This window comes from Micromonospora lupini str. Lupac 08 (genome assembly GCF_000297395.2).
In the GTDB taxonomy this organism is placed as follows: domain Bacteria; phylum Actinomycetota; class Actinomycetes; order Mycobacteriales; family Micromonosporaceae; genus Micromonospora; species Micromonospora lupini.
In genome coordinates this window covers 2,262,965-2,286,172 of record NZ_HF570108.1, presented here as the reverse complement: position 1 = coordinate 2,286,172, position 23,208 = coordinate 2,262,965, and the positions used below count along the sequence as shown (strand labels likewise).

Genomic DNA, 23,208 nt, shown 5'->3' with positions numbered 1-23,208 from the left:
CCCGGCGCCCTGAAGTGGGCGTCGGGCACCGCCGGACCTCGACGCGTCAGCCCCGCGCAGAAGCCCGCGCAGGCGCAGAAGCCCGCGCAGGCGCAGACGTCGGGGCGAAGCCGACGGTGACCACCAGGTCGGCCATCCGTAGCGTGCGCCAGACGGCCGTGCCGTCGGCGGGCGTCCCCAGGCCGTAGCGACGCCACCAGGCCGCCACCGGCACGTCGGCCAGCTTGCACCAGCACTCGGCCCGGGTCCATCGTGCCCAGAAGTCCGCCGTGCCGAAGCGACGGGCCAGGGCCGGGGGCACCGGGGCGTCCGCGCGTTCCGCGTCGATCGCCACCCGCCAACCGGGCGTCGGCGGGCCGTACCAGCCGACGCAGCGTCCGTCGGCGAGGTGGCTGCGGGTCACCGCGCCGGCCAGGTCGGCGGGGACGCCGACGCGCAGGTGCCGCTCGGCGGCGACGAGCAGCCCCGGCACCGGGCGAGGCCGGCCTGGCCGGTCCGGGTCAGATGGAGGCGGCACCGTCCACCACGATGACCTGGCCGTTGATGTTGGTCTGGTCGCGCAGCAGCATCCGCACCACGGGTACGACCTCCACCGGCTCGGTCAGGTGGCCGGTGGGGGTGCGGCGCACGATCTGGTCGAGCTGGGTCGGGCCGAGCACGGCGGACATCTCCGAGGCGAAGAAGCCGGGCGCCACCGCGTTGACGAGCATCCGCCCGCCGAGCTCACGGGCGAGCGAGCGGGTGGCGGCGTCCATGCCGCCCTTGGTGGCCGAGTACGCGACCAGGCCCGGGAAGCCGCGTTGCGCGCAGATCGAGGTGATGTTGACGATCCGCCCGCGCAGCCCTTTGCCGAGCATTCGGCGGATCACCAGCCGGGTCAGGTGCAGTGGCGCGGTCAGGTTGGTCTCGATGATCCGGGCGATGTCGTCGGTGGCGGTGTGCACGTGCAGGGAGTCCTGCCCGACGGCTGCGTTGTTGACGAGGCCGTCGATCGGGCCGAGACGCTGCTCCACCTCGCGGACGAAGCCCTGGGCGGCACGCAGATCGGTGACGTCGACCGCGCCGACGTGCACCCGGTCGGGGTGCTCGGCGGCGAGCTTCTCCAGCTCCGGCGTGACGGTACGGGCGAACGCGGCCACCCGTACGCCCGCGTCGAGCAGGTCGGTGACGATGGCCAGGCCCAGCCCTCGGGAACCGCCGGAGACGAGGACCACGGAGCTGGGGGGAACGAGCTGGGTGTCGGCGGTGTCAGACATCGCTCTTCAGGGTCTCCTTGACGGGGATCTCGGTCAGCACGCGGATCCTGCGGGGCACCGCGTGCTCGGGCAGCCGGTCGGCGCACCAGCGAACCAGCGCCGCCTCGTCCGGCACGCCGGTGGTCGAACGGTCGGCCGGGTCGGCGGGACCGTCGGGCGGGGTGAGGACCACGTCGGCGACCACCATCCGGCCGAGCACCGGGGCGCGACGGCCGGTGACCCGGGCCCAGGCCACGCCGGGGTGCCCGGTCAACACGCCGCGGACCACACCGGCGGAGACCTTGCTGCCACCGACGTTGATCTCGTCGGAGTCGAGCCGGCCGGTGATCAGCACCCGCCCGTCGACGACCTGCACACGGTCCCCGGTGCGCACCGGGCCGGCCAGCCCGGCCCCGTGGTACGGGGAGGTGACGACCAGCTCGTCGTCGTGGACGGAGAGGGTGGGTCGGCCGGGGGTTTCCCGGTCCAGCCACTCGACCGGGAACCCGGCCCGCCCGTCGTGCACCACGATGGACGCGCCCACCTCGGAGGACGCGTAGATCCAGGAGATCCGCGCGGCGGGAAAGACGTCCCGCAACTGGTCCAGGATCGCCTGGTCCACCGGCTCGCCGCCCAGGGTGAGCTGGCGCAGCGGCACCCGGGCCAGCGCGGCGGCGTCCCGGTAGAGGGTGCGCCGCCAGAAGGTCGGTGTGCCGGACGCGGCGTCGACCCCGTGCGCGGCGGCGACCGCGGGCCAGTCGTCCAGCTCGTCCGGCTCGACCACCACCAGGTGCTGGCCGGGCTGGGTCAGCGACAGGGTCACCACCTGCCACCAGGCGTACGTGCCGGGCGCGTAGGGGCACAGCCACGTCCGGTCGGGCTGGTCGGCCCGCACGGTGGTCAACGTGTCGAGGGTGTGGCCGACCCGCTTGGGACGGCCCGTCGAACCGGAGGTGAGCAGCCACAGCCGGCCCGGCTCGGCGGTACGCGGCCGGGCCGGTGCGCTGGGGCGTACGCCGTCGTCGTCGAGTTCGGTGACGGTGAACCCGGCGTCCAGCAGCTCGGCGCGCATCGTGGCGTCGACCCGGCTCGCGGTGCTGAGCAGCAGCTCGGTGCCGTGCACGGCATGCTGCCGCGCGGCGGCGAGCGCGTGCCCGGCGGAGTGCGCCAGCACCGCGGCGGGGTCGGACAGCGTCGGCGTCGGCAACGTCCGCCAGGTCAGCGGGGTGCCGCCCACGACGAGCCGGTTGTCGACACCGGCCGGTTCCGGGCCGGCGACGGCCGGGCGGGGTGTCGCGACGGTCACTGCTGCTGCAACTCGACGAGGAAGTCGAGGACGTCGGAGACGGTGGCGATGCGGCGCAGGCCGGGGGCGTCGAAGTTGAGCTCCTCCCCCGTCTCGTCCTCCACCCGCAGGGCCAGCTCGGAGAAGTCCAGGGAGCGGAAGCCGATGTCCCGCAGCTGCGCCGCGTCGTCGGCGGGCAACTCCTTGTCCTGGTTCTTCAACACCTGAGCCATGAGGTCGCGGATCTGCGCGCGACTCAATTCGTTCATGCGCGGAAGTGTACAACCCAGCAATTGGATAACTGCTTTCCAGGTGGGCCCGGGTAAGGTGCTCCGACCGGACGTGAACAGACAGGAAAGCGAGAGCACGTGCTGCGCGAAGCGACGGCGGACGACGTTCATCTGATGTTGTCCTGGCGTAATCAGGAAACCAACCGTCAGGTCAGCAAGACCAGCCACGAGATCACCGCCGAGGAGCACGCGCGGTGGTGGTCGGCGGTGCGCGACGACCCGACGCGGCGGGTGCTGGTGTACGTCCGCGACGACACGCCCTGCGGCGTGGTCACCTTCTTCGACCTGCGGTTGGACGGCCCACGGACCGGCGCGTGGGGCTTCTACCTGGACGCCGACGGGCTGGCCGAGCGCGGCGAGACACTGCCGGCCTGGCTCGCGGTGATGCGGGAGGCCGTGGAGTACGCCTTCGACGGGCTGCACCTGGAGCGGCTCGACGGGGAGGTGCTGGAACACAACACCGTCGTGCGGCAGATGAACAGGCGTTTCCGATTCGTCGAGGGCACGCCGCGACAGGAGTTGTCCGACGGTCGGGAAATCACCGTCATCCCGATTTCGCTGGCTCGGGACGACCGTCGCCAGCGCTGATTGTCGACGCAATTCCCGCAATGGTCCGACACTATTAACTGCCCGTGCGCCCGGTGGACATCCGCCGTTCACGAAACACGATGTCCACCGGGCGAAACGGGGCCCGTGGGTCAGACTCGGCGCCAGGCCGCCCAGTGCTGCCGCACGTTGCCACCGAGCCGGACGAAGCCGTACCGTGCGCCGTCCCAGTCGTCCGGCTCGCCGGGCGCCCACCGGGTGAACACCACCTGCGCGGCGGCGGGCGGCTGCTCACGGAACCACCGCACGTCGGTCCAGGTCACCTGGTGGCTGAGGTTGAACCGCAGGATGTAGTGCACGCCGGTGGAGGCCCAGACGCGCTCGCCGGGGCGTACCCCGACGTCGGCGACCCGGGGGGTCGGCGCGGTGCTCGCCGCCATCGGCCGCACCAGGCGCTGATCGATCACCTGCATGGTGACGAGGTTGACCACGACCAGGGCGCCGAGCACCGGCAACCGCAGCCGGGGCACCCGGACCGTGGCCACGAGCAGCACGCACGCGCCGATGGCGAGCAGCGTCCCGACCACCGGGCGCATCTCCCGCCAGCCGCCGGTCAACGCCATCAGGTCCGGCGCTCCGAAGCCGCCGTAGCGCAGCGAGTGCCCCCGACTGGCCACGTACGCGAGCCGGACGGCGACCAGCGCGCCACCGGCGACCAGCAGGCCCACCGCGACCGCCGCCCGGCGCAGCACCACCCGGCGCTGGGCGGTGAGCAGCACCCCGAGTCCGACCAGGAGCCAGAACGGGGCCAGCATCTGCACGTAGCGGCCGTAGATCGCGTCCAACGGCTTGCCGGTGATCCCGGCCAGGATCACCGACGCGCCGCTGGCCACCCCGACGCTGACCACAAGCGCCACACCCATCGTCCAACGGGTGGCGTCGCCGTGGCGCGGACGCCACAGTTCCCGGACGGCGGCGGCCCAGGCGATCCCGGCCAGCCCGAACGTGATCACCACGAGGTACCAGAGCTGGGTGGTGACGGCCGCCGCGACACGGACGACCCCCTGACCCGACGCGACCGCCGCGACCGTACCGCCGCCCGGGGTGCTGCCCAGCAGGTAGACCTTGTTCCCGAGGACGTGGATGCCGGCCTCGTTGACAAGCGCCATGGCCAGCACCGGCAGCAGCGCCGCGAGCACCGCGACGGCGGTGATCCGTCGGCGGACGAACAGCAGCAGGACCAGCCCGGCGTGCACCGCCACGATCACCAGGCCGCGCGAGTGCAGCAGGTGGAACGCGCCCACCAGCAGGCCGACGGTGGCCGCGGCGAGAGGGCCGGGACGTTCGATCCACCGGTGTACGGCGAGAAGCCAGGCGACCACGAGCGGCGCCATCACGGTGTCGATCATGGCGACACCGGCGTAGAAGGCGGTGGCCGGCAGCGTCGCCGCCACCACCGCCGCGAGCAGCGCGGACGCGCGGGGCAGTCGCAGCACCCGTCGGCCGAGCAGGTACGCCAGCGGCAGCAGCGCCGAGTTGACCATCGCGTTGATCAGCTGGACGAGGCGGTAGCTGTCGGCGAAGTCCCGGTCGCCGAGGAACGCGGGCGAGATCAGCATCGGGTAGCCGACCCGGCGGAGCAGGTCGTTCTCGCTGCTGAACCCGCCCGGCCCGCCGGCCAGCGCGCGGGCGGTGTTCAGATAGCTGTCCTCGTCGGTGTGGGCGATCGGCAGCGCGATGTGCCGCGACAGCCACATCCGCCAGGCGACGCCGAGCACCCAGCCGGCGCACAACAGCAGCGGCACGAGCCACCGTCGCGCGGGCGCCGCGGGCGGTGTCCCGGTCGGGACCGCCGGCCGTTCCATCACGTCGCTGCCGGATGCCATCAACGCCTCCTGAACTGCCGGCCGGGCCGGACGGGCATGCCCGCCGGTGGGCACGCCGACCGGTCGGTGACGCTCGGGGATGACCCGCTCGCACCGAGGCGGTGCGGATGTCGGGTGAACGCGAGGAAACGACGGCGCGCAGAGGCTGCCGGTCGCTCGCGCGGCCACTGTAGCGGCCGGATCGGGCCTGGTCAGCCCACTCTGAAGACGGTTGGAAGTGTTCGCCTGCGCGGTGCCCGCCATTCACGACGGCAGGGGCAGCGGTTAACCCGCGAGCGCCGAGGCGTTAACCCGCCGCCGTTAGCGTCTCACCCCGGTCGGCCGGCCGAGGGCCGCCGGTTCATCCACGATCACGGGAGCACCAAATTGAGTGAGTTGAATGGATCGTCCATTCTGATCACCGGGGGAACGGGTTCCTTCGGCAGGACCTTCCTCCGGCACATCCTCACCGAGGCCGACCCCGCCCGGGTGGTGGTCTTCTCCCGCGACGAGCTCAAGCAGTACGAACTGCGCCAGCAGCTCGGTGACGACCCGCGCCTGCGCTGGTTCATCGGCGACATCCGGGACCGGCACCGCCTCACCCGGGCGATGCACGGCGTGGACCACGTGGTGCACGCCGCCGCCCTGAAGCAGGTGGACACCGCGGAGTACAACCCCTCCGAGTTCATCGCCACCAACATCACCGGCTCGCAGCACGTGGTCGACGCCGCGATCGAGGCCGGCGTCAAGAAGGTCATCGCGCTCTCCACGGACAAGGCGTCCAGCCCGATCAACCTGTACGGCGCCACCAAGCTGGTCGGCGACAAGCTGTTCGTCTCGGCCAACCACTACGCCGCGCACCACCCGACCCGGTTCTCGGTCGTCCGCTACGGCAACGTGGTCGGCAGCCGCGGTTCGGTCGTCCCGCTGTTCCACCGGCTTGCCGCCGAGGGCAAGAGCCTGCCGATCACCGACAAGCGGATGACCCGGTTCTGGATCACGCTGGAGCAGGCCGTCCAGTTCGTCATGGACTCGTTCGACCAGATGCAGGGCGGCGAGCTGTTCGTGCCGCGCATTCCCAGCATGCGCATCCTCGACCTGGTCGAGGCCGTCGCCCCGGACGCCACCACCCACGAGATCGGCATCCGGCCCGGCGAGAAGCTGCACGAGGAGATGATCGCCCCGGACGACAGCCGTCGGACGCTGCGCGCCAAGGACCGCTACATCGTCCAGCCGACCATCGCGGGCTGGGGTTACCAGCCGCCGGTCGACTGCGAGCCGGTGCCGGACGGCTTCGCCTACCAGTCGGACACCAACGACGAGTGGCTCAGTGTGGAGCAGCTGCGCGTGATGCTCGGCCTCACCGCATGACGGGGATGCTCCCGTACGGCCGGCAGTCGATCACCGAGGACGACATCGCGGCAGTCGCCGACGTGCTGCGCGGCGACTGGCTCACCACCGGGCCGCAGGTCGACGCGTTCGAGGCCGACCTCGCGCGGTGGACCGGCGGGGTGGGCGTCGCCAGCGTCTCCAACGGCACCGCGGCGCTGCACGTGGCGTACGCGGCCGCCGGGGTGGGACCGGGCGACGAGGTGGTGGTCCCGCCGATGACGTTCGTGGCGACCGCCAGCAGCGCCGTGGCCCTCGGCGCGACGATCGTGTTCGCCGACGTCGAGGACGAGACGTTCTGCCTGGACCCGGCTGCGGCCGCCGCGGCGGTCACCTCGCGTACCCGGGTCGTCTCGGCTGTCGACTACGCCGGTCACCCGGCCGACTACGACGCCCTGCGCACGTCCGTCGAGGGCTCGAACGCGTTGCTGCTCGCCGACGCGGCGCACTCGATCGGCGGGACGTACCGCGGCCGTCCGGTGGGCTCGCTCGCCGACCTGACCACGTTCTCGTTCTTCCCCACGAAGAACCTGACCACCGCCGAGGGCGGCGCCGTCGCCGCGCTCGACCCGGAGATCCTGAAGCGGGCCCGCCGGTTCCGCGGCGTCGGCATGGTTCGCGACCGCGCCGAGCTGCGCTTCGCCGACGAGGGTGGCTGGCACCAGGAGGTGCACGAGTTCGGGCTGAACTACCGCCTGCCGGACGTGCTGTGCGCCCTGGGCCGCAGTCAGCTCCGCCGGCTCGCCGCGTTCAAGGCCCGCCGCAGCGCGCTTGTCGCCCGCTACGACGAGGCGCTTGCCGACCTGGACGGCGTGCTGCTGCCGACCCGCAGGTCGTGGGCCGATCCGGCCTGGCACCTCTACCCGATCCGGGTGCTCGACGGGCGTCGCCGCGAGGTGTACGACCGGATGCGGGCCGCCGGAATCGGCGTGCAGGTCAACTACCTGCCCGTGCACTGGCACCCCGCCTTCGCCGACCTGGGCTACCGGCGCGGATCGTGCCCGGTGGCCGAGTCGTTCTACTCCCAGCAGCTGTCGCTGCCGCTGTACCCGGGACTCAGCGACGCCGACCAGGACCGCGTCATCGACGCGCTGACCGCGGTCCTGCGGGCCGGCTCGGTGCGTACCGCCGCCTGATGGGAACCTGATGCACCACGCGAACCACTTCTACGGCCACGCCCACGTGCTGGCCCGTTACGCCGGCCTCGGCGACCGGCACCCCCCGCGGATCAACGGGTACGTGCAGCACGGCTGGAACATCGGCGACGGCCTGGCCCCGGGCCACCCGTACGCCGACCGCACCCCGAGCCTGCTCTGGTCCGAGCAGACCCGCCGGCGGGCCTGGTCGGTGGGGCGGCGCAACGTGGTGGTGATCGGCGCGCCGTTCACCTACCTGCTTGCCTTGCGGCCGGAGGACCCGCCGGCGCAGGAGCGGGAGGGCACCATCTGGTACCCGTTCCACGGCTGGGAGGGTCAGCACGTCAAGGGCGACCACCGGGAGCTGATCGCCCGCATCCGCGACACCGAGCCCGGCCCCGTCACGGTGTGCCTCTACTGGCACGAGTACGGCATGCGCCACGTCCGCCGCCTCTACGAGCGCGCCGGGTTCCGGGTGATCTGCCACGGTTACCGGGGGCACTGGTGGAAGGACACCGACCCGGAGTTCCTCGACAAGCAGCTGACCGAGCTGCGCCGGCACAAGCGGGTAGCATCCAACCGGCTGACCAGCGCGATCTTCTACGGCATCGCGGCCGGCTGCGAACCCGCGGTCTACGGCGATCCGATGATCCTGTCCAACGAGGACCCGACCTTCGGCGGGACCGCCCGCATCCGCCGGCAGTGGCCCGAGCTGCACGGCGCGGCGGTCGACCTGCCGACGGCCGTCGCGATCGCCCGCGCGGAACTGGGCACCGACCACCGCTGCACCCCTGCCGAGCTGCGGGAGCTGCTCGGTTGGGCGAACCTTCCGGAAGAAGAAGAGGACGACAGTGACGACTGAGACGGCACCCGCCGGCCGGATCACCCTGCCGGGCGGCGAGATGCTGGCCTGGTCCGACCTGCCGAAGGAGCGGCTGGCCGACGGAGGGCCCCTCGCCGCGCTGGCCGCCCGGATCGTGCCGCCCGGCGCCCGGGTCCTGCTGGCCGGCCCGCACGACCCGGCGCTGCTCGACCGGCTCGCCCACGCCGAGGTGACCTGCCTGCTGCGCAGCCACCCGGACGCGGTGGCGCTGGCCCAGCGGGCCGCCCGCGTGATCGTGGGCGGCCCGGCCGGGCTGCCCGACGACGAGACGTACGACGTGGTGATCGCCGCCGCCGGGCTGGACCAGGTGGAGTCGGTGGAGGGCACCCGGCTGGGCTGGAACGGCGTGCTGACACGGCTGGTCGCCGCGGTCCGCCCCGGCGGCGCGCTGCTGCTGCGCCTGGACAACCCGCTCGGTCTGCACCGGCTGGTCTCCACCACCCCCTGGCACGCCGCCCGCGACGACTCCGCCTGGGTCATCGGTGGCGTGCTCGACCAGGCGCACCCCGCCAACCGGGACCAGCTGCGCGAGCGGCTCACCGGCGCCGGGCTGCGCCCGAGGGCCTGCTGGGCCGCGTACCCCGATGGCGCGACCGCGACGGCGCTGCTCGACGCCGACCAGCTCGACCGGGGCGCGGGCTGCGGGCTGTTCGACGCGGTGCTGCACGGCGCCTGCGCCGGAGCGTTCGGCGCCGCGACAGTGCTCCAGGATCCGGCCCGGCTGGCGGTGGACGCCCTGCACGCCGGGCGTGCCGCAGATCTCGCGCCGGCCTGGCTGATGCTGGCCCGCCGACCGGGCGGGCCCACCGACCCGGGCGCCGACGGGAACCTGCCGGTGGCGCTGGCGCAGACCGGGCAGTCCGGCCAGCCCGGGACCGGTGTGCTGGAGGTGCTCGACGACCCGTCGGGTTGGCGGTGGGGCCACCACGCCGGCGCTGACGCCGGCACGACCACGGCGGCCGCGCCGTTCGCCAGCCGCGAGGCCGCGTACCGGGACCCGGCCGCGCTGTCCGGGCCGGTGCCGACCGGGCGGCTGCTGCACACCCTGCTGCTCGACGCCGCGCTGCGCCGCGACCTGGCGACGCTGCGCACGCTCCTGCACGGGTACGCGGGCTGGCTCGCCGGCCAGGCCGGCGCCGACGGCCGGCTCGCCGGCGCGGCGGCGCTGGCCAGCACCGACAACGTGGTGGTCGACGGGGAACGCTACGCGGTGCTCGACCCGAGCTGGCGGGCCACCGACACGCTGCCCGGCGACGTGGCGCTGGCCCGCGGCCTGTGGCGCTTCGCGGCGGCCCTGCTCACCGGCGGGTACGCCCACCCGTGGTCGTCCACCCTCGACGTCGCGGGCCTGACAGTGGTGCTCGGCGGGCTCGCCGGCCACGACCTGGACCGGGCGACAGTCGCCGAGGCGGTGCGGGCCGAGGCGGCGATCGCGGCCACCCTGCACGGCCTGGACGCCGAGCGCCGCGCGGCCCTCGCCACCGAACTGCAGGCCGTCGCGCCCACCGACCCGCCGGTCGGCGCGCACAGCTACCAGCAACTGCGCGAGGCGTGGCTGCGGCAACGGGAGGAGATCAGCCGACTGGCCGCCCTGACCCGGTGGACCGACGAGCTGCTCACCTCCCGGGAGCGGGCGCTGCGCCGCGCCGAGGCGAAGATCGGCCTGCTCAGCGGGTCCATCAGCTACCGCGTCGGCCGGCTCGCCATCACCCCGGCCCGGCTGGCCAAGCGGGGTGCGCGTGCCGCCAAGCGGCGAGCCCGGTCGGCGCTCGCGCCGAGGCAGGAGGAGCAGCAGTGACAGGCGACGACAACGCGTCCGCGACGGCGAGCCGACCGGACCCGACGGCCGACACGGGAGCGGCCGTCGGGCCCCGGATCGTCGGGATCGTGCAGGCCCGGATGGGCTCGTCGCGGCTGCCCGGCAAGGTGCTCCGCCCGCTGGCCGGGCGGTCCGTGCTGGGTCGCGTGGTCCGCGCCGCCCGCGACAGCGGCGTCCTCGCCGACCTGGTGGTCGCGACGAGCACGGACACCGTCGACGACGCGGTGGTCGACGAGTGCCGGCGGCTCGGCGTGCCGTGCCACCGCGGGCCGGTCGACGACGTGCTGGGCCGGTTCGTGGGCGCGCTCGCCGCGCACCCGGCGACGCGGTCATGCGGTTCACCGCCGACTGCCCGCTGCTCGACCCGGAGATCGTCACGCTTGTCGCCTCGGTGTACCGGGCCGTGCCCGGCCTGGACTACGCGAGCACGTCGATCGCCCGCACCCTGCCCCGCGGGCTGGACGTCGAGATCATCCGTGCGGAGACCCTGCGGACCCTCGACCGGCTCGCCACCGGGCACCACCGGGTGCACGTCACGTCCTACGCGTACACCCATCCGGACCTGTTCCGGGTGCTCGGGGTGACCCTCACTCCGGACCGTTCGGCGCTGCGCCTGACCCTCGACACCGAGCAGGACTGGGCGCTGGTGAGCGCCGTCGCCGACCATTTCGGCGACGTCAGCGTGCCGCTGGCCAAGCTCGCCGACTGGCTCGACGGGCAACCCCGGCTGCGCGCGCTCAACGCCGACGTACGCCAGAAGCGGCTGGAGGAGTCCTGAGCACGCTACGGGTCGGACTGCGCTGCGACGCCGGGCCGCGGCGCGGCGTCGGGCACCTCGTCCGCTGCCTGGCGCTCGCCGAGGAGTTCCTGGCCCGGGGCGCCCAGGTCGCGGTGTTCGGCACTGTGGAACGGCTCGGCTGGGCCACCGCCGAACTGGCCGCGCGCGGCATCGACCTGCACCCCGGCCCCGAGTCGCCGGCCGAGCTGGTCGAGACGGCCCGGCGACACGACCTCGACGTGGTGGTCCTCGACTCCTACGAACTGGACCCGGCCGGGGCGGGCGCCCTGCGCGCGGCCGGCGTGTTCACCCTCGCCGTGATCGACGGGGACAGCCGCGGCCAGGACGCCGACCTCTACCTCGACCAGAACTTCGGAGCGCAGCTTCCGGCGCTGCCCGGACGGCTGCTCGCCGGCAGCGCGTACGCCCTGCTGCGCGACTCGGTCGTGACCGCCCGCCCGACGGCGCCCCGAGCGGCCACGGCCGTCAGCAGGCCCCGGGTGCTGGCCTTCTTCGGCGGCACCGACGCGGTCGGCGCGGCCCCGGTGCTGACCCGGGTGCTGCTGGCCACCGGACACCCGATGGACCTCACGGTCGTCGTCGGCCGGCCCGAGGTCGAGGCCGAACTCGAGGACATCACCCCCGGGCGGGGACAAATCGTCCGTCCCGTCCCACCCACCGGCTCGCTGCCGGCCCTGATCACCGAGGCGGACCTGGTGGTCAGCGCCGCCGGCACCTCCACCTGGGAACTGTGCTGCCTCGGGGCACCCGCCGCGCTGGTCTGCGTCGTCGACAACCAACGCGAGTCGTACACCCGGGTGGTCCGGCACGGCCTGGCCGCCGGCCTCGGCGAACTGGCGGAGCTGACCGGCGCCGGGGTGCCCGGGCGGGCCGCCCGCGCGACGGCGGCGCGGACCCTCAACGGGCTGCTCAGCTCGCCGCAGCGCCGCGCGGCGCTGGCCGCGCGAGCGTGGTCCACCGTGGACGGCCGGGGGCGGGCGCGCGTCGTCGACGCGGTGTTCGACGCCGTACGTCCCAAAGCCGTCGCGGACTGACGACGCGCGTTCTCCCGCCTATGATCCGTCGACAAGGCGAACGGGGGACGCACGTGATCGGAGCTGTCTTCTTCGACGTCGGCGGGACGATCCTCGACGAGTCCCGCGAGTTCGCGGGCTGGGCGGACTGGTTCGGGGTTCCCCGGCACACACTCTCGGCGGTCCTCGGCGCCGTGATCGCCCGTGGCCTGGACTACCAGGAGACGTTCCGGACCTTCCGGCCCGACTTCGACCTCGCCACCGAGCTGGAACGTCGCGCCGCCGCCGGCAAATCCGAGTGGTTCGGCGAGGAGGACCTCTACCCCGACGCGCGCGGCTGCCTGACCTCGCTCAAGGAGCAGGGCCTGTTCGTCGGCCTGGCCGGCAACCAGGCCGCCCACGCCGAGGCGCTCCTGCACGCCCTCGACCTCCCCGTGGACACGATCGGCACCTCGACCGGTTGGGGCGTGGCGAAACCGTCACCGGCCTTCTTCGACCGGGTCGTGCGGGCGGGAGGCGGCGACGCGTCGTCGATCCTGTACGTCGGCGACCGGCCCGACAACGACGTACGCCCGGCCGTCGAGGCCGGCATGCAGACGTGCCTGATCCGGCGCGGCCCCTGGGGGCACATCCTCGACCTGCCGGCCGTCGCCGAGCGGTGCCTGTTCCGGATCGACACGCTTGACGACCTCCCGGGCCTGGTGGCGAGGCACAACGCGACAGCCGCGCGCTAGCACGGGTGTACGAAAGTGCTGCTAGGGTGGCTGCATGACGCCTGCCGCCTACCAGCCGTCGATGCTCGACCTGACCGACGCGGAGCCGACTCTGGGGCCACTGCCCGGCCAGCTCCGGCGACACCAGCTCAGCCGCGGCGCCTGGGTCGACCACCTCCCGGGCTGGGTGAGCGGCTCCGACGCGGTCCTCGACACCCTGCTCGCCGAGGTCCCCTGGCGCGCGGAGCGACGCCACATGTACGACAGCGAGGTCGACGTGCCCCGCCTGCTCTGCTGGTACGGCGTCGACAGGCAACTGCCACACCCCGTGCTCACCGCGGCACGCGCCGAGCTGACCCGGCACTACGCACCCGAGCTGGGCGAGCCGTTCGTCACCGCCGGCATGTGTCTCTACCGCTCCGGCCGCGACAGCGTCGCCTGGCACGGCGACACGATCGGCCGCTCCGCGCACAGCGACACCATCGTCGCGATCGTCTCGTTCGGGTCACCCCGGCCGCTGCTGCTGCGCCCGCGCGGCGGCGGCGACAGCCTGCGGTTCCCGGTGGGCCACGGCGACCTGATCGTGATGGGCGGCTCCTGCCAGCGCACCTGGGAACACGCCATCCCCAAGACCGCCCGCCCGGTGGGCCCCCGGGTAAGCGTCCAGTTCCGCCCGCACAACGTCGCCTGATCCGAAGCTGGGCGAGTAATTCCCAACCCCGGCCGGGGAGGTGAGCGCAGCCGGCTGCGGCCGGCGACCATTCGGCTGCCGGCGGCCCGAGCGCCAAGATGCGCAGGGCGCGCCGGGCACGCCCGGGGGACGGCGCGACACCCGAGGTGGGTAGGGGTTTAGTCGCGTTCGATCAGGTGGCCCACCACCGTGGGGCCGAGCATCACGGCGAAGCCGCTGCCGTCGCGGCGGGGATCGGCCGCGGGCAGCTCCACCGGTTCGCCGGTGCCGGTCGCGCCGACCGGGCGCGGCCCCACCCAGGCGACGGCCACGTCGGTCTCGTCCTTGAGGAAGCGGTGCGCGCGGACGCCGCCGGTCGCCCGGCCCTTCGCGGGGTACGCCTTGAACGGCGTCACCTTGACCGTCGCCCCGGTGGACGTGACCACCATCGGCTCGCCGTGCCCCGCATCGTCGGTGCGTACCGCGCCGAAGAACACCACCCGAGCCCCGGCCGGCAGGTTGATGCCGGCCATCCCACCGCCCTTGGGGCCCTGCGGGCGCACCATCCCCGCGGCGAAACGCAGCAACGACGCCTCCGAGGTGACGAAGGTGAGCGTCTCCGCGCCGTCGGTCAGCCAGGTCGCCCCGACCACCTCGTCACCGTCGCGCAGGCCGATCACGTCGAACTCGTCGGACCGCACCGGCCACTCCGGCGCGCAGACCTTCACCACACCCTGCCGGGTGCCCAGCGCCAGCCCGGGTGACCCGTCCGCCGCACCGCCGAGCGGCGCCAGACCGACAACGGTCTCCCCCGCCTCCAGCGGCACCAGCTCGGCGGCGGACATCCCGCCGCGCAGCGACACCGTTCCGGCCTGCTCGGGCAGCACCGGCAGCGGCAGCACGTCGATCTTGAAGGCGCGACCCGCGCTGGTGACCAGCAGCACCCGACCACGAGCGGTGGAGTGCACGATCGCGCGTACCGTGTCGTGCTTGACCCGGCCGTTGCGCCGACGCCCCTCGGCGCTCTCCTCCGACTCGGCCGCGGTCCGGGCGACCAGCCCGGTCGCGGAGAGGATGACCTGGCACGGGTCGTCGGCGACCTCCAGCGGGCCGGCCGGCACGGACGCCGCCAGCACCTCCTTGAGATCGCCGTCGACCAGGGTCGTCCGCCGTTCGCTGCCGAACTGCTTGACCACGGCCGCCAGCTCGTCGGAGACCAGCTTCTTGAGCACCCGCTCGTCGTCGAGGATCGTGGACAGCTCGGTGATCTCGCCGCGCAGCCGCTCCTGCTCGGCCTCCAACTCGATCCGGTCGTACTTGGTCAACCGGCGCAGCGGAGTGTCCAGGATGTAGGTGGCCTGGATGTCGGAGAGGCCGAACTGGCTCATCAGCCCGTCCTTGGCCGCCTGCGCGTCGTCGCTGCCCCGGATCAACCGGACCACCCGGTCGATGTCCAGCAGTGCGATAAGCAGACCATCGACCAGGTGCAGCCGCTCCTGACGCTTGCGGCGGCGGTACGCGCTGCGCCGGGTGACCACCTCGTACCGGTGGGCCAGGAAGACCTCCAGCAGCGCCTTCAACCCGAGGGTACGGGGCTGGCCGTCGACAAGCACGAGGTTGTTGACGCCGAAGGACTGCTCCAACGGGGTCAACCGGTAGAGATCGGCGAGCAGCGCCTGGGGGTTGACCCCCACCTTGCACTCGACGACCAGCCGGGTGCCGCTCTCCCGGTCGGTGAGGTCCTTGACGTCCGCGATACCGGTCAGCCGCTTGGTCTTGGTGACCTCGTTGGTGATCGCGGCGATGACCTTCTCCGCGCCGACACCGTAGGGCAACTCGACGACGGTGATCGCCTGGCGGCCCCGGCTGCCCTCGATCGGGCCGATCTCCACCTTGCCGCGCATGCGCACGACACCGCGCCCCGTCTCGTACGCCCGGCGCACCTCGTCCAGCCCGAGCAGCACACCGCCGGTGGGCAGGTCGGGGCCGGGGACGAACTCCATGAGCCGGTCCAGAGTGGCGTCCGGGTGGTTGATCAGCCAACGGGCCGCGGAGACGACCTCGGCGAGGTTGTGCGGGATCATGTTGGTGGCCATCCCGACCGCGATCCCGGACGCGCCGTTGACCAGCAGGTTGGGGAACGCGGCCGGCAGCACTGTCGGCTGGGTCAGCGACCCGTCGTAGTTGGGCTCGACGTCGACGGTGTCCTCGCCCAGCTCACCGACGAGGAGCATGGCCTCGCGCGACATCCGCGCTTCCGTGTATCTCGCCGCAGCCGGGCCGTCGTCGGGAGATCCAAAATTTCCATGCCCGTCGATGAGCGGCACGTTGAGGGAGAAGTCCTGCGCGAGGCGGACCATCGCGTCGTAGATCGCCGTGTCGCCGTGCGGATGGTACTTGCCCATGCAGTTGTGAACGACGTAGCCCTCGGTGACGAACGCGTGCTCGTCGCTGCCGACCTGGATGTCGTACGTGACATCGGGCGACACCGCCTCGACGGAGGTGACCCGCAGGAACGAGCCACCGACCAACGCGTCCAGCCGGGCCGCGAGCGGTGAGCCAAGACGCTGGAGCTTGTGGATCCAGCCGTCTCGTACCGCACGCTCCAACTGGAACGACCGGTCCGCAAGCGGGACGCCGTTGCGGTCCTTGCCATACCGCACCTTCGGTCCACCGCTCGCCGACAGGGAGGCGCGGAAGGGCTGGCCGTCCTGGTCCCGGAACCACCCGCCGCCCTGGTGCGCGGCCGTGAACTCCGCAATGACCGGACCGTACGGAAGCCGATCGTTGCCCTGCTTGCCGCTGTACTCGTAGCCGATCTCGGCGACCCGCTGCAAGCCGTCGTACTTGTATCCGATCCGCACCCAGGGCAGCAACAACCGGGCAAGGTCTGCGGCGTCCCGCCCGCTGACCGAGAGACCAAAGAGCGGGTTACCCGCGGAGGCGCGACCGCTGGTCCAGTGGTGCCCGTGCAGCCCCAGGTCGGCAAGCATGGCATAGATCTGCCGCACCAGCACCTCACTCGTGCTGACGAAGACGATCTCCCTGAAGCGCTTACGGACGTAGCCGTCCCCGTCGAAGAAGCCGGCGAGGAACGGTGCCCACGCTGACCGGTTCTCGATGATGTCGCGCGGTACGTGCTTGTCCCGGCTGAGTGGCCGTGTCGCCTCCATCAGCCCCTCGTGCCGACTGAAGGTCAGAATGTGCTGGTCTTGGTGGCGGGGATTGCGGGCCTCACGCTTGCCTCGCGAGACGTTCAATCCATTGGCGATGGCCCAACCGTGAGCAACATCCAGCGGCTCGACGTCACACATGTGGATCCGGACACGACCGTCCGCCTCGCGGGACCGATGGACAGGGAAGCCCTCGGCCACCATCAGCCCACGCACATAGTCGTAGACATCCCCAGCCGACGGCGACACCGCGCTGCGGCTGCTCCCGTAGGCCAGAGTCAGATGCCCCGGTAGATCCCGAGCCGCCATCCATTGGACCGAGAGGTCATCGGCGACCACGCGGAACCGCTGGCCCGGGGTGACGAGCATCGTGTGCCCGTTGCTCCAGGTAACGCGCACGAGGTTGGAGGCCGGGTTTTGATAGACAGCAGTCACCGGCACCGAAGCTCCGTCGCCGTCCAGCACGAGGTCCCCGACCTCGATCTCTTCGATGGCCCGCAGACCATCAGGCGTCGAGACGAGTGTGCCAGCTACGAAGCAGTCGCCGACGATGCGAGCGGACTTCACATGCCCACGGTCGGGGCGGTGGCCCTGCTCGTACATCGACCAGAGGATGCGCCTGTGCACGGGCTTGAGGCCGTCGCGCGCGTCGGGCAGCGCACGGGAGTGGATGACCGAGAACGCGTACTCCAGGTAGGAGTCGGAGACCTCGGTGACCAGCGGGTTGTCGAAGACCCGCGCGCCGGCCTGGTCGAACGAGGAGAGGTCGACCTTGTTTTCCTTACGGCGTGCCATGACTCAGCTTTCCCCTTGAACGGCAGCGGTGCTCATGCGTCGATCGCATCGCGGTCGACACGGTCGGCCGAGTCGATGAGCCAGTTGCGGCGCGGCTCGACCTTCTCGCCCATCAGCAGTTCGAGGATGCGCTCGGCGGCGTCCACGTCGTCGAGGGTGATCCGGCGGACGGCGCGGGTGGCGGGGTTCATCGTGGTGTCCCACAGCTCGTCGGCGTCCATCTCACCGAGGCCCTTGAAGCGTGGGATGGGCGTGACGATCTGCTTGCCGGCCTTCTCCAGCTTGCGCACCGTCGCCTCCATCTCGGCCTGGGTGTAGGTGTAGACCGTCTGCGCGTTGCGCCCCTTGGTGGTGATCTTGTGCAGGGGCGGCATGGCGGCGTAGAGCCGACCGGCCTCGATCAACGGCCGCATGTAGCGGGCGAAGAGGGTGATCAGCAGCGTACGGATGTGGGCGCCGTCCACGTCGGCGTCGGCCATGATCAGCACCCGGCCGTAGCGCAGCGCGGCGAGGTCGAACGTCCGCCCCGAGCCGGCCCCGAGCACCTGGACGATCGCGGCGCACTCGGCATTGTCCAGAACCTGCTGGAGGTTGGCCTTCTGCACGTTGAGGATCTTGCCCCGGATCGGCAGCAGCGCCTGATATTCGGACGAACGGGCCATGCGGCTCGTGCCGAGGGCGCTGTCGCCCTCCACGATGAACAACTCGCTGCGGTCGATGCCTGTCGCGCGGCAGTCGACAAGCTTCGGCGGCATGGACGCGCCCTCCAGGGCGGTCTTGCGCCGGGCGGCGTCCTTCTGCTGCTTCTGGGTGAGCCGGACCCGCGCCGCGTCGACGATCTTCTGCAGGACGACGCGCGCCTCGGCCTTGGTGCGCCGGTCCTCCAGCCAGGCCTTGATGTGCGCGTCCACCAGGGTCTGGATGACCTTGGTGATGCCGGTGGTGGACAGCTCGTCCTTGGTCTGCGAGGTGAACTGCGGCTCGGGGATCCGCACGTGCACCACCGCGGTCATCCCCTCCAGGACGTCGTCCAGGGTGGGCGGCTCCTCCTTGGCCTTGAGCAGGCCGCGGGTGTTGCGGACGGCGTCGGCCAGGGTGCGGACGAGGGCCCGCTCGAAGCCCTTGCGGTGGGTGCCGCCGTGGGCGTTACGGATGGTGTTGGTGAAGCACTCGACGGTGCGCTCGTAGCCGGTGCCCCACCGGAACGCCACCTCGACCTCGGCGCGGCGCTGCACGTTGGACTGCATGACACCGTTGGCGTCGGCGGCGTTCTCCCGGTACGTCCCCTCGCCGTTGACCAGCAGCATGCCGGAGACCGGCCGGTCGCCTGCCGGCGCGAGGAACTCGACCATGTCGCTGAGCCCGTTGGGGTAGTGGAACCGCTCCTCGGCGGCGGCCTCGCCGGTGAGGTCGCGCAGCAGGTACGTCACGCCGGGGACCAGGAACGCGGTGTTGCGCAGCTTCATCCGGACGGCGTCGACGTCGAGCGCCGCGCCGGTCTCGAAGTAGCGGGCGTCGTGCCACCAGCGGATCGAGGTGCCGGTGCGCTGGCCGCGCTTCATCGCGCCGATCACCTGGAGGCCGGGGCCGGCGGTGAAGGGCGCGTCCGGCCCGTCGCCGTCGAAGATTCCCGGGACGCCGTGCCGGAACGACATGGCGTGGACCTTGCCGGCCCGGCGGACGGTCACGTCGAAGCGGCGGGACAGCGCGTTTACCGCCGAGGCGCCGACGCCGTGCAGGCCGCCGGAGGTCTTGTAGCCGGAGCCGCCGAACTTGCCGCCGGCGTGCAGCCGGGTCAGCACCAGCTCGACGCCGGAGATGCCGGACTTGGCGTGCACGTCGGTGGGGATGCCGCGGCCGTCGTCGTCGACCTGGACCGATCCGTCGGCGTGCAGGATCACCTCGACGGCTCTGGCGTGACCGGCGACACCCTCGTCGGTGGAGTTGTCGAGGATCTCGTTGACGAGGTGACCCACGCCACGGCTGTCGGTGGAACCGATGTACATGCCGGGCCGCTTGCGGACGGCGTCCAGCCCCTCAAGGTGGGTGAGGTCATCGGCCCCGTACAGGGTGTCAGGCTCTGCGGTCAACTGGTCGTACTCCCCGGTCTCGGCGGTGTGCTGCCCGGCACCGGCGATGTCAGCCGGCGTGGCGCGCCGCAGCGAGCCTAGCCCGAGGCTGAGACAACTCCCGGAGGACCTACGCGACCCGCCGCGCCCGCGCCGTCGGACGTGAGAAACCAAACAACCGCACAGTGATCACGGGACCACGCAGAGAAGCAGCCCTCGGTACGCTCGCCTCCCGGCCAGCCGTCGGAAGGTGCTCGCGGTGGACGTGACGACCCGCAATGCTCTGCGACGCTCCCTCGACACGCGGGCCCGCCGGTGGTTGCTCGCGGGCACCCTGGCGGCGGGGCTGCTCTGCGCCGTGGTGCTGGTCGTCGCCGCGCCGCGCGCCGACCTGACGTTCGCCGCGCTCTCCGGCGAGGTGCAGAGCCTGATGTCGGTCCTGACGCCGCTCTTCGGTGTCCTGCTCGTGCGCGACAGGCGTCGGGCGTCCGGCACCGTCGGGGTGCTCCCGACCGTGCTCGCGGTGGTGCTGCCGGCCACCGTGATCGGCGTGGCCGGGGTGCTGATCTGCGCGGCGACGCTGGCCCTCACCCCGGGGCCGGTGGCCGACGAGCCGTGGCGGTTCGCCGGCACGGTCGCGGTGGGCAGTGTGCTGGTGCAGATCGTCGCCGGCCTGGTGGGCACCGGGCTGGGCCTGCTGCTGCGTTCGCCGGTGGTCGCGTTCCTCGCCACGATCGTCGTGCCGCTGGGGCTGTTCGGGTTGCTGGGGGCAGTGGAGGCCCTTCGTCCGGCGCAGCCGTGGCTCACCCCGTTGGGCAGCGTCCGCAACCTGCTCGCCGGGGACATGACCCTGCTGCGGTGGGCGCAGTGGCTGTGCGTACTCCTGCTCTGGGGTGTGGGTCTGAACGCGGCCGGCGCGGCCGTGCTGCGGCGTCGTTAACAGCCCGACCGACCCACAGCCTCGCGCACCAGGCGTGCGTGTCTTTCATCGAACGATTCTGTTACGGGCCATTGACGCCCGTTGCACAGGGGTGATCTGATCGCGCTCTCAGAGAATCTTTCATCTTTCGATGGTTGGGGGCCCCATGCCCAGGTTCCGCCGTACCGCGCTCGCCGCGGCACTCACGATCGTCACGGCAGCGCTGTCGACAGCCGTCGCGCTGCCCGCCCCCGCGACCGCCGCGCTGCCCACCGCCGCCGTGGCGCTCGGCGACAGCTTCATCAGCGGTGAGGGCGCGGGGGCGTACACCCCGGTGGTCGACACCAACGGGGTCACCCAGGGCTTCCCCGGTTGGACGGCGCCGAACAACAACGCGTACTTCTGCCACCGGTCGGCGAACGCCTCGCTCAACCAGGCGAACCTGCCGGGTATCCAGAACCGGTTCAACCTGGCCTGCTCCGGCGGCCAGCCACGCGACATCGCCACCGCCTCCGCGGCACGGGAGAAGGGCCGCACGGTGGCCGCCCAGCTCGACCAGCTGCGCGCCGTCGCGCAGACCCAGGACATCGACCTGGTGCTGATCGGCCTGGGTTCCAACAACAGCTCGTTCACCTTCGGCAGCGTCGCGGAGAAGTGCGCCAACCGGTTCATCGCCGACGCCTGGACGGGCTGGTGGGAGTTCTGGGCGTACCTCGGCGGGCCGGTGGAGCAGAAGCCGTGCAGCGACGCCGACCTGGCCACCGCCGCGCAGATCAGCGCCGCGACCGCGGAGACCACCGCCGCCGTACGCCAGATCCTGACCACCCTCGACCAGGTGGACGCGGACGGCCAGCACCGGGTGGTGTTCCAGGACTACACCAACCCGCTGCCGCTGGACCTGAACCCGGCGTACTACGAGGAGGACGGCCGGGACGACACCCGGGACAAGTTCCGTGACCTCGGCGCCGAGCGGTACGCGGCCGGCTGCCCGATCCACCGGGCCAGCCTCGCCCCCGGGCACCGCTTCTCGCAGGGCCTGGGCGGGATCGTGAAGTCCACCCGGGACACCCTGGCCGCCGAGTTCCCCGCCGACGACCTCGTCTACCTCAACGTGCAGCGGGCCTTCGACGGCGCGCGGCTGTGCGAGTCGACGTCCAGCCCGGCCGGCGCGCTGGCCACGCCCATCCGGCTGCAGGACGGCGCGACCGGCACGTTCGTGACCAGCCTCGCCGGCAAGGACAAGATCGCCATCCAGCGGATCGCCAACACCTGCGTCAGCTACTTCCAGACCTGCCAGGAGTCGTGGCACCCGAACGCCACCGGGCACCAGGTGCTCGGCCAGTGCCTCGCCGGCGCCGCCGCCACCGCCTCCCGCGCCGTGTCGTGCGTCCGCGCCGGCGACGGGACGATCTCCGTCTCCTGACCGGGTCGCGCCACCGGAGGCCCCGCCACCCGGCGGGGCCTCCGTCGCGTCCGGACCGCCTCGGCTACCCGCCGGTAACGTCGGGCCGTAAGCTGAGCCGGTGAACGGGGACCCGGAGTACGCGCAGGAGTTCGTCGACGTCGACGGCGCTCGCCTCGGCGTGCAGGTCTATCCCGAGCCGGCCGGCCCGCCCGGCGCACCCGTGGTGGTGATCTGGCCCGCGATGGGGGTCCGCGCCCGCTACTACCGGCCGTTCGCCGCCGCGCTGCGCTCCGCCGGCCTGGCCGTGGTCGTCGCGGACCTGCGGGGCACCGGAGCGAGCACGCCCGCCCCGAGCCGCGCCGACCGGTACGGCTACGTCGAGCTGGCCAGCGACGTCGACGCTGTCCTGGCGGCGCTCAAGTCGCGGCTGGACGGGCGTACCCGGGTGCTGCTCGGCCACTCCCTCGGCGGGCAGGCCGCGTTGCTGCACCTCGCCCGCAACGGCGGCGACGCGGTGGACGCTCTGGCGCTGATCGCGGTCGGAGTCCCCTACTGGCGCACCTATCCGGGTCGCCGAGGGCTCGGCGTGCTGCCGTACACCCAGGGCATCGCCGCCACCGCGGCGCTGCTCGGCGTCTGGCCGGGGTGGGGCTTCGGCGGCCGGCAGGCGCGCGGCGTGATCCGCGACTGGGCACACACCGCGCGGACAGGTCGTTTTCCCCGGCTCGACGGCACGGACACCGAAGCGGCCGTACGCGCGGTGCGCACACCGGTGCTGGCGATAAGCGTCGACGACGACCAGTACACCCCGCACGAGACGATGGACCACCTCTGCGCGAAGCTCACCGCGGCCCCGGTGACCCGGGAGCGGTACACGGTGGCGGAGGCCGGGGCGCCGCTGGACCATTTCACCTGGGTCCGCGCCGGCGCCCCGCTGGCCGGGCGGATCGCCCGTTTCGCCGCCGACCTGCCGCCCCGCTGAGCCGTACCGGCTGCTCGGGGCGGCCCGCCCGGCTCACTCCTCCTGGTCCAGCGGCACCAGCTCGTCGTCGCGTTCCACCTGGATCTGCGCGTGATCCTTGCGCGGCGCGACCTCCGCGGTGTTCCGGTGCGGATCGTTGTCCGGGTGCATGAGCACCGCATCGGTCTTGGGGGTCTTCTCGCGGACCTCGTCCGGCTGCGACATGTCGTTCCCCTCTCCGTC

At 72.5% G+C, this 23,208-nt stretch carries 19 protein-coding genes and 3 pseudogenes; 12 read left to right on the top strand and 10 right to left on the bottom strand.

Translation table 11 applies throughout. The features are described from left to right. Positions 1 to 46: 46 nt before the first annotated feature. Genes MILUP08_RS11670 through MILUP08_RS11655 form a run of 4 tightly spaced genes read right to left on the bottom strand, consistent with a single transcriptional unit; the run spans position 47 to position 2,789 of the window. Positions 47 to 472 (bottom strand): hypothetical protein, encoded by a 426-nt coding sequence (locus MILUP08_RS11670; RefSeq protein ID WP_007457801.1) that lies wholly within the window; start codon positions 470 to 472, stop codon positions 47 to 49. Between the two features lie 28 nt (positions 473 to 500). Then, entirely contained in the window at positions 501 to 1,256 is a 756-nt protein-coding gene (locus MILUP08_RS11665) for an SDR family NAD(P)-dependent oxidoreductase (protein ID WP_007457799.1), read from the bottom strand. Further along, positions 1,249 to 2,541 (bottom strand): AMP-binding protein, encoded by a 1,293-nt coding sequence (locus MILUP08_RS11660; protein ID WP_007457797.1) that lies wholly within the window; start codon positions 2,539 to 2,541, stop codon positions 1,249 to 1,251. The genes MILUP08_RS11665 and MILUP08_RS11660 overlap by 8 nt, the downstream gene beginning before the upstream one ends. Beyond that, positions 2,538 to 2,789 (bottom strand): acyl carrier protein, encoded by a 252-nt coding sequence (locus MILUP08_RS11655; RefSeq protein WP_039905832.1) that lies wholly within the window; start codon positions 2,787 to 2,789, stop codon positions 2,538 to 2,540. The genes MILUP08_RS11660 and MILUP08_RS11655 overlap by 4 nt, the downstream gene beginning before the upstream one ends. Positions 2,790 to 2,888: 99 nt before the next feature. Between MILUP08_RS11655 and MILUP08_RS11650 the strand changes: the two genes are divergently transcribed. Beyond that, positions 2,889 to 3,398 (top strand): GNAT family N-acetyltransferase, encoded by a 510-nt coding sequence (locus MILUP08_RS11650; protein ID WP_007457794.1) that lies wholly within the window; start codon positions 2,889 to 2,891, stop codon positions 3,396 to 3,398. A gap of 110 nt (positions 3,399 to 3,508) precedes the next feature. On the opposite strand, the gene MILUP08_RS11645 is transcribed toward MILUP08_RS11650, so the two are convergent. Beyond that, positions 3,509 to 5,242, bottom strand: a complete 1,734-nt coding sequence (locus MILUP08_RS11645) for a hypothetical protein (RefSeq protein ID WP_007457792.1) — start codon at positions 5,240 to 5,242, stop codon at positions 3,509 to 3,511. A gap of 366 nt (positions 5,243 to 5,608) precedes the next feature. Between MILUP08_RS11645 and pseB the strand changes: the two genes are divergently transcribed. The 8 genes and pseudogenes from pseB to MILUP08_RS11605 all read left to right on the top strand — a co-directional run bounded on the left by pseB (position 5,609) and on the right by MILUP08_RS11605 (position 13,664). After that, on the top strand, positions 5,609 to 6,592 hold the full coding sequence (gene pseB, locus MILUP08_RS11640) for a UDP-N-acetylglucosamine 4,6-dehydratase (inverting) (RefSeq protein ID WP_007457791.1): 984 nt from the start codon (positions 5,609 to 5,611) through the stop codon (positions 6,590 to 6,592). Next, on the top strand, positions 6,589 to 7,746 hold the full coding sequence (locus tag MILUP08_RS11635; protein ID WP_007457788.1) for a DegT/DnrJ/EryC1/StrS family aminotransferase: 1,158 nt from the start codon (positions 6,589 to 6,591) through the stop codon (positions 7,744 to 7,746). The genes pseB and MILUP08_RS11635 overlap by 4 nt, the downstream gene beginning before the upstream one ends. Before the next feature lie 10 nt (positions 7,747 to 7,756). Then, positions 7,757 to 8,608, top strand: a complete 852-nt coding sequence (locus MILUP08_RS11630; RefSeq protein ID WP_007457786.1) for a hypothetical protein — start codon at positions 7,757 to 7,759, stop codon at positions 8,606 to 8,608. After that, positions 8,598 to 10,427, top strand: coding sequence for a hypothetical protein (locus MILUP08_RS11625; protein ID WP_007457783.1), 1,830 nt, complete (start codon positions 8,598 to 8,600; stop codon positions 10,425 to 10,427). Before MILUP08_RS11630 ends, MILUP08_RS11625 begins: the two co-directional genes overlap by 11 nt. A gap of 101 nt (positions 10,428 to 10,528) precedes the next feature. Continuing rightward, a pseudogene (locus MILUP08_RS11620) lies at positions 10,529 to 11,226 on the top strand (cytidylyltransferase domain-containing protein). Beyond that, entirely contained in the window at positions 11,223 to 12,281 is a 1,059-nt protein-coding gene (locus MILUP08_RS11615; RefSeq protein ID WP_051065934.1) for a PseG/SpsG family protein, read from the top strand. The pseudogene MILUP08_RS11620 and the gene MILUP08_RS11615 overlap by 4 nt, the downstream one beginning before the upstream one ends. Positions 12,282 to 12,334: 53 nt before the next feature. After that, the gene (locus MILUP08_RS11610) at positions 12,335 to 12,994 is read left to right on the top strand and encodes an HAD family hydrolase (protein WP_007457778.1); all 660 of its coding nucleotides are present in this window, start codon (positions 12,335 to 12,337) and stop codon (positions 12,992 to 12,994) included. A 34-nt stretch (positions 12,995 to 13,028) separates the two neighbouring features. Further along, positions 13,029 to 13,664 (top strand): alpha-ketoglutarate-dependent dioxygenase AlkB, encoded by a 636-nt coding sequence (locus MILUP08_RS11605; protein WP_007457777.1) that lies wholly within the window; start codon positions 13,029 to 13,031, stop codon positions 13,662 to 13,664. Between the two features lie 158 nt (positions 13,665 to 13,822). Here the strand turns inward: MILUP08_RS11605 and MILUP08_RS37295 are convergent, their stop codons facing one another. From MILUP08_RS37295 to MILUP08_RS11595, 4 genes and pseudogenes are all read right to left on the bottom strand, one after another. Next, positions 13,823 to 16,132 (bottom strand): DNA gyrase/topoisomerase IV subunit A, encoded by a 2,310-nt coding sequence (locus MILUP08_RS37295; RefSeq protein ID WP_337588141.1) that lies wholly within the window; start codon positions 16,130 to 16,132, stop codon positions 13,823 to 13,825. Positions 16,133 to 16,555: 423 nt separating this feature from the next. Then, a pseudogene (locus MILUP08_RS37290) lies at positions 16,556 to 17,299 on the bottom strand (LAGLIDADG family homing endonuclease); the annotation flags it as partial. Positions 17,300 to 17,353: 54 nt separating this feature from the next. Continuing rightward, a pseudogene (locus MILUP08_RS37285) lies at positions 17,354 to 17,611 on the bottom strand (DNA gyrase subunit A); the annotation flags it as partial. Between the two features lie 32 nt (positions 17,612 to 17,643). Continuing rightward, on the bottom strand, positions 17,644 to 19,701 hold the full coding sequence (locus tag MILUP08_RS11595; protein ID WP_007457775.1) for a DNA gyrase/topoisomerase IV subunit B: 2,058 nt from the start codon (positions 19,699 to 19,701) through the stop codon (positions 17,644 to 17,646). A 238-nt stretch (positions 19,702 to 19,939) separates the two neighbouring features. Between MILUP08_RS11595 and MILUP08_RS33745 the strand changes: the two genes are divergently transcribed. The 3 genes from MILUP08_RS33745 to MILUP08_RS11580 all read left to right on the top strand — a co-directional run bounded on the left by MILUP08_RS33745 (position 19,940) and on the right by MILUP08_RS11580 (position 22,986). Next, a complete protein-coding gene (locus MILUP08_RS33745; protein WP_007457774.1) occupies positions 19,940 to 20,620 on the top strand; it encodes a hypothetical protein in 681 nt (226 codons plus the stop codon). A gap of 145 nt (positions 20,621 to 20,765) precedes the next feature. After that, on the top strand, positions 20,766 to 22,022 hold the full coding sequence (locus MILUP08_RS11585) for an SGNH/GDSL hydrolase family protein (protein WP_007457772.1): 1,257 nt from the start codon (positions 20,766 to 20,768) through the stop codon (positions 22,020 to 22,022). 100 nt (positions 22,023 to 22,122) lie between these two features. Beyond that, positions 22,123 to 22,986 (top strand): alpha/beta hydrolase family protein, encoded by an 864-nt coding sequence (locus MILUP08_RS11580; protein ID WP_007457770.1) that lies wholly within the window; start codon positions 22,123 to 22,125, stop codon positions 22,984 to 22,986. Between the two features lie 33 nt (positions 22,987 to 23,019). Here MILUP08_RS11580 and MILUP08_RS35840 read toward each other — a convergent pair whose 3' ends face one another. Beyond that, complete coding sequence (locus MILUP08_RS35840; RefSeq protein WP_007457769.1) at positions 23,020 to 23,190, bottom strand: hypothetical protein; 171 nt, start codon at positions 23,188 to 23,190, stop codon at positions 23,020 to 23,022. Between the last annotated feature and the right edge of the window lie 18 nt (positions 23,191 to 23,208).